Raw genomic sequence first — 9,723 nt, forward strand, 5'->3', positions numbered from 1 at the left:
AACCCATGCTGCGCGTTCCCTCCTCCATACAGCCCGATCAGTTCGCGTCGCTCAGCATCCGCCGGGCGGGTGGCGAAGGAGCCGCTGGGCCCGACCGCGACGGGTCGGATATGACCTTCGTGGCCTACCGCAGCGATGTGTACCCGGAGCGGAACGAAGTTTTCTTTGAGGAGCACGCCGTCATTGTGGTGCTCGAAGGCGAAAAGAAGTTCAGCTCACCCACCCAGGAACTGCATGTCCGCAAGGGCGACATCCTGTTTTTCCAGCGGGGCTGTTATTCTATGAACGAATCCATCGACGCCAATTACCGGAGTCTGGTTTTTTTCATGAACGAAAAGATGCTAAAGGAATTTGTGGGCCAGCACGCCGGCCTGTTTCGGGGCAGCCCGAACGACCTGACCGACGCCGTCATCCTGACCGTCAACGCATCGCCGGCCTTCAACACCTTTATTCAGTCGCTGCTCCCCTACTTCGGTGTCCGAACGCCTTACCTCAACGAACTCCTGCGGCTTAAATTTCAGGAACTGCTGCTGCACCTGCTCGAACTGGATGGATCGGGACAGCTTCGCACCATTCTCTGGCATATCTACCAGGGTCAGAAAACGGATCTCGATTACCTGATGAGCACTTACCTGCTCAAACCGCTGTCGATGCATGAACTGGCCCGGCTGTCGGGCCGCAGCCTGTCGGCGTTTAAACGCGACTTCGACGACCATTTCCACACCTCACCCGGCCACTGGATTCGGCGAAAACGGCTCGAGCACGCGCATTTTCTGCTGCGCAACACCACCAAAAATGTATCGGAAGTCAGTCTGGAGATCGGCTACGAAAGCGTGTCGCACTTTATCAAAGCCTACAAGCAGCAGTACGGCACCACGCCCAAACGGATCGCGTAGCCGGAGGCTGGATAGGCCGCGCTTACTGGACATAAGGCCTATTTTTTAAAACCATACATCCGACGCACAAGCCCTTTCCAGTTCTCCCCCTTTTGTCGTATGTTGTTTGGTAAACCAACCATTCCTCCATGACCAACGCAGCTACCTCGATTCGCCCGTTTCTGGGTGCAAAGGACTATGATCTGTCGCGACGCTTTTACCAGACCCTCGGTTTCGACGAAGTTATACTGTCGGATACAATGTCGCTGTTTCGAAACGATGTACTTGGCTTTTACCTGCAACGGGCCTATGTGAAAGACTGGGTCGACAACACGATGGTCTTCCTGGAGGTCAGGGATATCGACGCGTACTGGCAGACGCTGTCGGCGCTGAACCTACCAGCTGCCTACGAGGGCGTACGCCTGAGCGCCGTTCAGGCATTCGACTGGGGCAACGCCTGTTACCTGCACGATCCGTCGGGAATTCTGTGGCACATTGGCCAGTTCAGCAGTCGGTAGCCAGCGATGCTGAATCAGGCCACCGGATCTGCAGTGACCTGCTCGTACGTCGGGACTTTAGGCCTATTCGCCCAGTGCAGCAGCCGCCAATATAGTTTCCCGTCCAATTTACCCAATCGAACCAAAATCGCTATTACTTGGACGATCATCGGGATTCGCTGTAGGCGTATATAGTCCACCTTTGTGGCTATAAAATCACAGCTACCATGAGTACCCCACAAACCCTGTTTGATAAAGTCTGGGACGCCCACGTTGTCCGGCATGTCGAAGACGGTCCCGATGTGTTGTTTATCGACCGCCATTTCATTCACGAAGTAACCAGCCCCGTTGCCTTTCTGGGTCTCGAAGGCCGGGGTGCCGGCGTGCTGTTTTCGGGGCGCACCTTTGCCACCGCCGATCACAACACGCCTACCCTCAACCAGCATCTGCCCGTTGCCGATCCGCTGTCGGCCAACCAGCTCGCAGCACTGGAGCGTAACGCCCATAAATACAATATCTCGCACTGGGGCCTGGGCCACCAGAAAAACGGCATCGTGCACGTGGTGGGGCCCGAAAACGGGATTACCCTGCCCGGTATGACCATCGTTTGTGGCGACTCGCACACCTCGACCCATGGCGCTTTCGGAGCCATTGCCTTCGGTATCGGTACGTCGGAAGTCGAAATGGTGCTGGCTTCGCAGTGCATCATGCAGCCGAAGCCCAAAAAGATGCGGATTTCGGTCAACGGTACACTGGGGAAAGGCGTACTGCCGAAAGACGTGATTCTGTATATCATTGCTCAGATTTCGGCCAGTGGAGCTACCGGCTACTTCGTCGAATACGCCGGCGATGTGTTCCGCAACATGAGCATGGAAGGCCGGATGACGGTCTGCAACATGAGCATCGAGATGGGCGCCCGGGGCGGTATGATTGCCCCCGACCAGACCGCGCTCGACTACCTGAAAGGCCGCGAACTGGCCCCCAAAGGCGAAGACTGGGCTAAACTGGTACCTTATTGGGAATCGCTCCGGACCGACGAGGGGGCCACGTTCGACGTTGACCTGACGTTCGACGCAGCCGCTATCGAGCCCCAGATTACCTACGGCACCAACCCCGGTCTGGGTACGGGCGTTTCGCAGCACATTCCGATGGCCGGCACCGTTAAAGACGGCGAGGCCAGCTACAAGAAATCGCTGCAGTACATGGGCTTTGCCGAAAACGAGTCGATGATTGGTAAGCCCGTCGATTTTGTCTTCCTGGGCAGCTGCACCAACGGCCGTATCGAAGATTTCCGGGCCTTCGTCTCGATTGTGAAAGGCCGTAAAAAAGCCGACAACGTAACGGCATGGCTGGTGCCAGGCTCGCATATCGTTGAAGCCCAGATCAAGGAAGAAGGGCTGCTCGACATCCTGACCGACGCGGGCTTCTCGCTCCGTCAGCCTGGCTGCTCGGCCTGTCTGGCCATGAATGAAGACAAAATTCCGGCCGGCAAATACGCCGTATCGACCTCGAACCGCAACTTCGAAGGCCGCCAGGGACCAGGGGCCCGCACCCTGCTGGCCAGCCCGCTCGTAGCTGCTGCAGCCGCCGTAACGGGCGTTGTTACCGACCCCAGACAGTTCATGTAGTCTACAGTTTACGCTTTTCAGCCAGACTGACGGCCCGACAACGGCCGGTATCAGCGTGCTCCAATCCGTATTCTGTACCCTGTAAATCTAAAATCCATGGCTTACGATAAATTCACCATCCTTCGCAGTGCCGCCGTTCCGATGCCCATCGAGAACGTCGACACCGACCAGATTATTCCCGCCCGCTTTCTGAAAGCAACCGAGCGCAAAGGGTTCGGCGACAACCTCTTCCGCGACTGGCGCTACAACGCCGACAATACGCCAAAAGCCGATTTTGTGCTGAACGACCCGCGCTACACCGGCGAAGGCGTAGCCCGCAAAATTCTGGTTGGCGGCAAAAACTTCGGGAGTGGCTCGAGCCGTGAGCACGCAGCCTGGGCCATCTACGACTACGGCTTCCGGTGCGTGATTTCGAGCTTCTTTGCCGATATCTTCAAAAACAACTGCCTCAACGTCGGCATCCTGCCCGTAACGATCAGCGCCGAGTTTGCCGATCGTATCTTCGCGGCCATCGAAGCCGACCCAAACGCGGAACTGGAAGTAAACCTGCCCGCGCAGACCGTTACGCTGCTGGCCACCGGCGATCAGGAATCGTTTGTGATCAACAGCTACAAAAAAGACAACCTGATCAACGGCTACGACGACATCGACTACCTGCTGTCGATGAAAGACCAGATCAAAGCCTTCGCCGATACGAGACCGTTTTAACCACGTGGTGAATGGGCGATTGCGTGATTGAGTGTATTAATCTCACACGCAAGCACTCAATTGCCCACCCACTCATTGACCCATGCAACCTCGCTACCTTGAAATTATGGATACGACCCTCCGCGATGGTGAACAGACCAGCGGAGTGTCGTTCTCAGCGTCTGAAAAGCTCGCGCTGGCTCAGATGCTGCTGACGGAGGTGAAAGTCGATCGGGTCGAAGTAGCATCGGCGCGTGTATCGGCGGGCGAGCTTGAAGCCGTTCAGCAAATTACCCGCTGGGCGCAGAGCGTCGGCATGCTCGACCGGGTCGAAGTGCTGACCTTCGTCGACGGCCAGGCCTCGCTCGACTGGATGCGGGCGTCGGGGGCGCGGGTAATGAACCTGCTCACCAAAGGCTCCCTCAACCACTTGACCCACCAGCTGAAAAAAACGCCCGAGCAGCACTTTGCCGACATTCAGCTGGTGATCGACGAAGCGCAACAGGCCGGCCTCGTTGTCAACGTGTATCTCGAAGACTGGAGCAATGGCATGCGCAACTCGCCTGCCTACGTGCTACAGTACCTCGACTTTCTGCAGACCCAGCCCATCCGCCGGGTGCTGCTGCCCGACACGCTCGGTATCCTGACGCCCGCCGAAAGCTACGGCTTCATCAGCCAGCTGGTAAATCGGTACCCCTCGCTGCACTTCGATTTTCACGCGCACAACGATTACGATCTGGGTGTCGCCAACGTCATGGAAGGTATTCGTGCGGGCGCCCATGGCATTCACCTCACCGTGAATGGGCTGGGCGAACGCGCCGGCAATGCCCCGCTGGCCAGTACCCTCGCCGTCATCCGCGATTTTATGCCCGATATCCGGATGGGTATCGTCGAGAAGTCGCTGTATCAGGTCAGCAAGATTGTTGAAACGTTTTCGGGCCTTCGCATTCCCGACAACAAACCCGTGGTGGGCGACAATGTCTTTACCCAGACGGCCGGTATCCATGCCGACGGCGATAAGAAGAATAACCTTTATTTCAACGCACTGCTCCCCGAGCGTTTTGGGCGAAAACGCAGCTATGCTTTGGGCAAGACGTCGGGGAAAGCCAACATCGAAAACAACCTCCGCGAGCTTGGTATCCAGCTCCCCGACGATGAGCTGAAAAAAGTGACCCAGCGCGTGATCGAACTGGGCGATCTGAAGGAGGTTGTTACCCGGGAAGACCTGCCGTATGTCATTGCCGACGTACTGGGGCAATCGGCCGGCCCGGCGCGGGTAGAGGTGCTCAATTATGCGCTCCACAAAGCCCGGGGCCTCAAACCATCGGCCACGCTCCAGGTTCGGATCGACGCCGATCAGTTTGAGGAGAGCGCCCAGGGCGATGGCCAATATGATGCCTTCATGAACGCGCTACGGGCCATTTATACCCGCCGGCACATGACGCTGCCCCAGCTGACCGACTATGTCGTACGGATTCCGTCGGGTGGACGAACCGATGCGCTGTGTGAAACCATCATTACCTGGAAGCTGGCTAACCGCGAATTCAAAACTCGTGGCCTCGACTCCGACCAGACCGTTTCGGCGATCAAAGCCACGCAGCGAATGCTCAATATGCTCGACTGACAATCAGCACAGTCTGTTACCTGACGTTATATACGTTTGTAGTGAATCGTTTAATAAATTAGGGCCTCATCCTCATGTCAAGAACGATACGCAGAAACGCTGAATTCTATGAATCAGGCTAAACAGACCGCTGACAAAGTAGAGTATAACGGCTCCGATAATCTGGCCATTATGAGCCACGCAGTCAACTATAACAACAGTTTGTATAACTGGGTGGCCCGTGATGTGAAACCTAATCTGGCCGTACTCGATTTCGGTGCCGGCAACGGTGAATACGCCAACCGGTTTCCACTGGGCAGCGTTGATGCAGCCGAAATCGATCCCGACCTGCTGCCCCTGATCAAGCAACCGGTCTATACGGACATCAGCCAGCTCACCAGGACGTACGACCTGATCTATACGATCAACGTGCTGGAACATATTGACCAGCATGGCGACATTGTTAAGGCCTTGTACGCGAAACTGAAGCCCGGTGGTCGCTTGAAAGTGTTTGTCCCTGCCCGCCAGGAAATTTTCAGCAACATGGATGAACACGTAGGCCATTATCGCCGGTACGACAAGCAGCTGGTTCGGCAGATTCTGACCGATGCCGGGTTTCGGGTTACCGACTGTCGTTATTATGATTTCGCCGGCTACTTTATCTCGCTGCTGTATAAATGGCTTGGTAATGACGGGCGGATCACGAAACAATCAGTCGTGCTGTACGATCGGGTTGTTTTTCCCGTCAGCCGTTTTTTTGATCATTTGACAGCCGGCCACGTGATCGGTAAAAACGTAATCGCTGAAGCCGTTAAACCCCAGTAACCAAATTCATTCGTAATCAACCTGTACCGTTTCAATTTCGCTTACTTATCCGGTTGGTTCAGGCCTGTGGCTTTTCAAGCTCATACCTGCCCAACCGCCCCTGATCAATGAAAAAACACATTCTTGTAGTGCCCGGCGATGGTATCGGCGCCGAAGTGACCACCGTTGGCAAACAGGTGCTCGAAGCCATTGCCCGGAAGTTTGGCCATGAGTTCACCTACGATGAAGCACTGATCGGCCACGTAGCCATCGAAGCAACCGGCTCTCCCCTGCCTGAGGAAACACTGACCAAAATGAAAGCCGCCGATGCTGTTCTGTTTGGTGCCGTAGGGCACCCCAAATATGATAACGACCCGTCTGCCAAAGTTCGGCCCGAGCAGGGGCTGCTGCAGATGCGCAAAGAACTGGGCCTTTACGCCAACCTGCGTCCGATCAAACTCTTCGACGAATTGCTCGAAGCATCTAGCATCAAACCCGAGATTCTGCGGGGCGCCGATATTTTGTTTTTCCGCGAGCTGACGGGCGACGTTTACTTTGGCAAACGCGAGCGACTCGACGACGGCAATACGGCTTACGATACAATGATCTACAGCAAATACGAAGTAGAGCGCATTGTCAGAAAGGCATTCGAAGCAGCTCGTACGCGCAGCAAACGCCTGTGTTCGGTCGATAAAGCCAACGTACTTGAGAGTAGCCGGCTATGGCGTGAAGTTGTGCAGGCGCTGGCCCCCGAATATCCTGACGTGACAGTAGAGCACCAGTTTATCGACGCGGCAGCCATGCTGCTCATCAAAGATCCAAAGCGGTTTGATGTGGTTGTTACCGGTAACCTGTTTGGCGATATTCTGACCGACGAAGCCAGCCAGATTGCCGGCTCGATGGGTATGCTGGCATCGGCCTCGGTTGGCGACCTTACGGGCGTTTACGAACCGATCCACGGCTCGGCCCACGACATCACCGGTAAGGGTGTGGCCAATCCGCTGGCGTCCGTCCTGTCAGTAGCCCTGCTGCTCGATATCTCGTTTGGCCTGAAAGCAGAAGCCGATGCCGTTATTGCAGCAGTCGATGCGGTGCTGAAAGCGGGTTACCGTACGGGTGATATTGCCGCAGCTGACACAGCTTCGGATATGATTCTGGGAACAGATGCGATGGGGAGTCAGGTGCTCAGGCAATTAGCCGCCCAGCCTGTCGATCAGGTGGTATAAAAAAATAATCAACCCACTTGACCAACGAGCAAAAAGCGATACATTTGTAGTGTATTTACGCAACCAGCGAAAATTCGCAAGAATCGATATGCTACTCTCCAACCTACGTCGACTGCCACTACAACACGCTTCGTAAGAAAGAGGGACCACTATAACCAGTAAAAAAAGCCCTCATTCGCAAGAATAGGGCTTTTTGTTTTTTGACCGACGTATTATCACAATCACCTACTTGCAATACCATGAGTCAGCGGGTTTATGTTTTCGATACCACATTACGCGACGGCGAGCAGGTTCCCGGCTGTCAGTTAACAACTGAGGAAAAAATCATCGTCGCTAAAGAATTGGAACGACTGGGTGTTGATGTTATCGAAGCCGGCTTTCCGATCTCCAGCCCGGGCGATTTTCGGTCGGTTGTTGAAATATCCAAAGCTGTATCCGAGCCAACGATCTGCGCGCTAAGCCGTGCCGTTAAAGGCGATATCGATGCTGCTGGCGAAGCACTCAAGTTTGCCAAGCGGGGCCGCATTCATACGGGTATCGGCTCATCGGATATACATATACGGAACAAGTTCAACAGCACGCGCGAGCAGATTCTGGAGCAGGCCGTAAGCGCTGTAAAACACGCCAAAACCTACGTTGAAGACGTTGAGTTTTACGCAGAAGATGCCGGCCGGGCCGACCTGGGCTTTCTGGCGCAGCTCACGCAGGCCGTCATTGCGGCCGGCGCTACGGTTGTCAACATACCCGACACAACGGGCTACTGCCTGCCCGATGAGTATGGTCGTAAGATTGCCTATATCTACGAACACGTAAGCAACGTGCATCAGGCAACCATCTCAATTCACTGCCATAACGATCTGGGACTGGCTACGGCCAATACCCTTGCCGGGATTATGAACGGTGCCCGGCAGGTTGAAGTGACGATGAACGGGATAGGCGAGCGGGCCGGCAATACGTCGCTGGAAGAAGTGGTGATGGCTCTGAAGGTAAAGAAAGAACTTGGTCTTCATACCAACATCGATTCCACCCGGCTCTACCCAGTCAGTAACCTCGTCTCGCAGCTGATGCGTATGCCCGTACAGGCCAACAAAGCCATTGTTGGCCGCAATGCGTTTGCACACTCCTCAGGAATCCACCAGGACGGTTTCCTGAAGCATTCCGAAAACTACGAGATCATGAATCCACAGGATGTTGGTGTCGATAAGTCGTTGATCGTCCTGACAGCCCGCAGCGGCCGCCATGCGCTGAAGCACCGACTCGAACTACTGGGATTCCGCTACGACAAACCCGCGCTCGACACGATCTACAGCCGCTTTCTGGACATGGCTGATATCCGGAAAGAAGTCAACGATAAAGATCTTATGGAACTGGTACGGTAAAAAAAAGCCCATCATTACGATGGGCTTTTTTTTACGAACAAATAGTTCGAACGCCCTGTTAGGCAGTCATCTAGAGTACCCTACTGTTTGTTATCAATTATGGCTAGACCAACACCAACCTTAATCGATGCGCTACGCACGACGGCTCGGAAGCTCCAGAATGGAGCGCCGTACCAATGGGGGCATATGGGTGGCTGCAACTGCGGCAACCTGGCACAGGAGCTAACTTGTCTGAATCGGGACGACATTCATCGCTACGCCATGCAACGCTACGGCGACTGGAACGAACAGGTCGATGATTTCTGCCCGACCAGTCAGATGCCCATTGACATTATTATCAACGAGATGCTTAATGCCGGGCTTATGCTTGAAGATCTAAAGCATCTTGAAAAGCTCGACGATCGCCAGATACTCGCCCGGCTGCCTCTTGAAGAGCGTTATTTAAAACATAATAAACGGGACGACGTAGTTCGGTATATGAACGAGTGGGCTACTTTGCTCGAAGAACAGCTCCTCGAGCGCATTTCACTGCCCGATTTGACGCCCGAATACGTATACTAAGAACTTACTTCTCTTTATGGAAAAAGCCGCTCATGAGCGGCTTTTTTGCTTCGTCTATGTGTCTATACCGACTCTCGCCATTACATCATCATTCTGACCAGCCATTTGTTGGGGTAGCCTTAAACGAAAAAAGTCTGCCGACCTTCGTCAGCAGACTCTCCCCACTCTCAAATAACACAGGTGGCACCTTCCTACTCTCCCGCTTGTGACAGCAGTACCATCGGCAGTGCGGGGCTTAACGGCTCTGTTCGAAATGGAAGAGGTGTTCACCCGCCTTAACTGCACCAACCTGTATATACCTTCGGCAACCCTTCAGCTACCAATACCTGCAGTCTTTTTCCCCACAGAGAGAAACGCGCCACACAACCAGACTACTTCAACCCTAAGCTCCTATCCCGTAAAACACTTTCCTAATCACGCGTCCGGGGCCATTAGTACGGCTCGGCTCCATGCATCTCTGCAC

Annotated in this window: 9 protein-coding genes and 1 rRNA gene; 9 read left to right on the forward strand and 1 reads right to left on the reverse strand. The window is 54.6% G+C overall.

Annotated elements, in window-relative coordinates:
• Positions 1–5: 5 nt before the first annotated feature.
• The 9 genes from ACYVAC_RS22945 to ACYVAC_RS22985 all read left to right on the forward strand — a co-directional run bounded on the left by ACYVAC_RS22945 (position 6) and on the right by ACYVAC_RS22985 (position 9,260).
• Positions 6–896 carry a helix-turn-helix transcriptional regulator gene (locus ACYVAC_RS22945; RefSeq protein ID WP_461100164.1) on the forward strand — a complete coding sequence of 297 codons (891 nt, stop codon included), beginning with the start codon at positions 6–8 and terminating at the stop codon, positions 894–896.
• Between the two features lie 128 nt (positions 897–1,024).
• On the forward strand, positions 1,025–1,393 hold the full coding sequence (locus ACYVAC_RS22950; RefSeq protein ID WP_461100165.1) for a VOC family protein: 369 nt from the start codon (positions 1,025–1,027) through the stop codon (positions 1,391–1,393).
• 206 nt (positions 1,394–1,599) lie between these two features.
• Positions 1,600–3,000 (forward strand): 3-isopropylmalate dehydratase large subunit, encoded by a 1,401-nt coding sequence (gene leuC / locus ACYVAC_RS22955; RefSeq protein WP_461100166.1) that lies wholly within the window; start codon positions 1,600–1,602, stop codon positions 2,998–3,000.
• Positions 3,001–3,096: 96 nt separating this feature from the next.
• Entirely contained in the window at positions 3,097–3,708 is a 612-nt protein-coding gene (gene leuD / locus ACYVAC_RS22960; RefSeq protein WP_461100167.1) for a 3-isopropylmalate dehydratase small subunit, read from the forward strand.
• Between the two features lie 82 nt (positions 3,709–3,790).
• Entirely contained in the window at positions 3,791–5,311 is a 1,521-nt protein-coding gene (locus ACYVAC_RS22965; RefSeq protein WP_461100168.1) for an alpha-isopropylmalate synthase regulatory domain-containing protein, read from the forward strand.
• A 108-nt stretch (positions 5,312–5,419) separates the two neighbouring features.
• Positions 5,420–6,115 carry a class I SAM-dependent methyltransferase gene (locus tag ACYVAC_RS22970; RefSeq protein ID WP_461100169.1) on the forward strand — a complete coding sequence of 232 codons (696 nt, stop codon included), beginning with the start codon at positions 5,420–5,422 and terminating at the stop codon, positions 6,113–6,115.
• Positions 6,116–6,222: 107 nt separating this feature from the next.
• Positions 6,223–7,320 carry a 3-isopropylmalate dehydrogenase gene (gene leuB / locus ACYVAC_RS22975; protein WP_461100170.1) on the forward strand — a complete coding sequence of 366 codons (1,098 nt, stop codon included), beginning with the start codon at positions 6,223–6,225 and terminating at the stop codon, positions 7,318–7,320.
• Between the two features lie 239 nt (positions 7,321–7,559).
• Complete coding sequence (locus ACYVAC_RS22980) at positions 7,560–8,699, forward strand: 2-isopropylmalate synthase (RefSeq protein WP_461100171.1); 1,140 nt, start codon at positions 7,560–7,562, stop codon at positions 8,697–8,699.
• 99 nt (positions 8,700–8,798) lie between these two features.
• Positions 8,799–9,260 (forward strand): hypothetical protein, encoded by a 462-nt coding sequence (locus ACYVAC_RS22985; RefSeq protein ID WP_461100172.1) that lies wholly within the window; start codon positions 8,799–8,801, stop codon positions 9,258–9,260.
• 178 nt (positions 9,261–9,438) lie between these two features.
• On the opposite strand, the gene rrf is transcribed toward ACYVAC_RS22985, so the two are convergent.
• Positions 9,439–9,549: ribosomal RNA gene (gene rrf, locus ACYVAC_RS22990) — 5S ribosomal RNA — on the reverse strand.
• Between the last annotated feature and the right edge of the window lie 174 nt (positions 9,550–9,723).

The sequence above is a fragment of the Spirosoma luteolum genome, from assembly GCF_054778875.1.

Excerpts from the sequence above, each read along its gene's own strand:
- ACYVAC_RS22980 (WP_461100171.1), top strand. The coding sequence starts at position 7,560 with ATGAGTCAGCGGGTTTATGTTTTCGATACCACATTACGCGACGGCGAG.
- ACYVAC_RS22950 (WP_461100165.1), top strand. The coding sequence starts at position 1,025 with ATGACCAACGCAGCTACCTCGATTCGCCCGTTTCTGGGTGCAAAGGAC.
- leuD (WP_461100167.1), top strand. The coding sequence starts at position 3,097 with ATGGCTTACGATAAATTCACCATCCTTCGCAGTGCCGCCGTTCCGATG.
- ACYVAC_RS22985 (WP_461100172.1), top strand. The coding sequence starts at position 8,799 with ATGGCTAGACCAACACCAACCTTAATCGATGCGCTACGCACGACGGCT.
- leuB (WP_461100170.1), top strand. The coding sequence starts at position 6,223 with ATGAAAAAACACATTCTTGTAGTGCCCGGCGATGGTATCGGCGCCGAA.
- leuC (WP_461100166.1), top strand. The coding sequence starts at position 1,600 with ATGAGTACCCCACAAACCCTGTTTGATAAAGTCTGGGACGCCCACGTT.
- ACYVAC_RS22965 (WP_461100168.1), top strand. The coding sequence starts at position 3,791 with ATGCAACCTCGCTACCTTGAAATTATGGATACGACCCTCCGCGATGGT.
- ACYVAC_RS22970 (WP_461100169.1), top strand. The coding sequence starts at position 5,420 with ATGAATCAGGCTAAACAGACCGCTGACAAAGTAGAGTATAACGGCTCC.
- ACYVAC_RS22945 (WP_461100164.1), top strand. The coding sequence starts at position 6 with ATGCTGCGCGTTCCCTCCTCCATACAGCCCGATCAGTTCGCGTCGCTC.